The 1,281-nt window shown below is 65.7% G+C and carries 3 protein-coding genes; all 3 read right to left on the bottom strand.

The features are described from left to right. The coding region (locus tag MKL01_RS21955) for a hypothetical protein (protein WP_243907308.1) at positions 1-287 on the bottom strand (287 nt) is incomplete at its 3' end. A gap of 4 nt (positions 288-291) precedes the next feature. After that, a complete protein-coding gene (locus MKL01_RS21950) occupies positions 292-1,005 on the bottom strand; it encodes a hypothetical protein (RefSeq protein WP_243907307.1) in 714 nt (237 codons plus the stop codon). Beyond that, the coding region (locus MKL01_RS21945) for a hypothetical protein (protein ID WP_243907306.1) at positions 1,002-1,281 on the bottom strand (280 nt) is incomplete at its 5' end. The genes MKL01_RS21950 and MKL01_RS21945, both read right to left, overlap by 4 nt.

Here is a 1,281-nt window from a genome sequence, read left to right as displayed (position 1 = left end):
TCTGTCGTTCCCTCGCGCATCTCGATCGACTCGGTATTCTGGTCGTAGGAGAAGGTCAGATGGCGGCCGCCGAGGGTGGTCGACAGGATGGCCTTGGCGCCCGCCTCGTCCTGGATCATCTCGGTCGATCCCGGCGCGCCGCGCCACATGATGCCGCCCAGTAGCGCCAGGGTGACCGCCTTCATCTGCAGGGCCTCGCCATCGGCTTGCGCGATGACGCTCACCGCGTACCGTCGCACCGCGTCGAGGTCAGTCTTCTCGGACCTGACGGGAGCAATCAGGGCCATCAGCTTATTCCCGTCTCGTCGTGATGTCCGTGGCGCCGGTTGAGGTGGCGGAATAGCCACCCCAGCCCTCTGTCGAGACCGGCGACGTTCCACCCCAGCCCTCCGCGCGCCACGTCGCGAGGCGCGACGTCGGGTCGACTGAGCCATGGTCCTTCAGAATGCCCATGACGCAGTCCCGCTGGCCGTCCGCGATCACGAGGTTCAGCATCGCCGCGCCCTGCCTCAGCCGCGCGCAGCAGGCCTCCAGCGCCTCTGGAGGTACGCCGATCGTCCCGAGCCTATCTCGAAGGCCTGAGCCGTCGGGAAGCGGTGCTCCCGACTCGGCGCAGCCGGCATCCGGATCGGCGGGGGCGACCACGAGTTGGATCGCTTGCTGAGAGATGCCGGCCGCGACCAGCGTGGCCGTCGCGGCCAGCGCATTGCTATGGCTCTCATACAGCGCGAGAATGCCAAGGCTCGCACCTGCGCTCGGAAGCTGGAGCCCCTCCGGTCTGTCGGCTGTATTGCCCTCTGATGCGATCTCCGTCCGCGCGGCAGCGATGAAGGCGGCACGCTGGTCCGCGCTCAGCGCGAAACCGGCGCTCATCGTGGATCCTTTCATCGGGGATGGATCTGACCACATTCGGTCGCCCGGCCCGTTGTCGAGGAAGTTCCGCTGCGCTCGTTCCAGCACCGCAGCCTCGACCAGATCATCGTTCGCTTTTTCAACCGCCGTCATGGGTTCACGCTACGCACGGCAGGCTGAGGATACGCCGGATTGCCTCCCGGCACGCCCGCACTGTTAGCTGATGACAGAGCATCTGACTTGCCGGTTTCAGAGCCAGTAATCTGCTTGCGTGATGCCGCTTGGCTTTGGCTGGCATAGTCGGGCGGTGAATTCGCGCCCTGCCAGATCATCAGTCCGACCGCAGATGTCAGCATCAAGCCGACACTGACAATCAGGACGTAGAGGGCCGGTCTGCCGCGCTTACCCTGGCGGCTATCCTGCCCAGAG

It is taken from the genome of Methylobacterium sp. J-070, assembly GCF_022829385.1.
Classification (GTDB): domain Bacteria; phylum Pseudomonadota; class Alphaproteobacteria; order Rhizobiales; family Beijerinckiaceae; genus Methylobacterium.
Note: the sequence above shows the minus strand (reverse complement) of the source record. Positions and strands in the feature narration are given on the sequence as shown.

Bases quoted from the DNA above. Each gene is read 5' to 3' on its own strand.
- MKL01_RS21950 (WP_243907307.1), bottom strand. From the start codon at position 1,005: ATGACGGCGGTTGAAAAAGCGAACGATGATCTGGTCGAGGCTGCGGTG.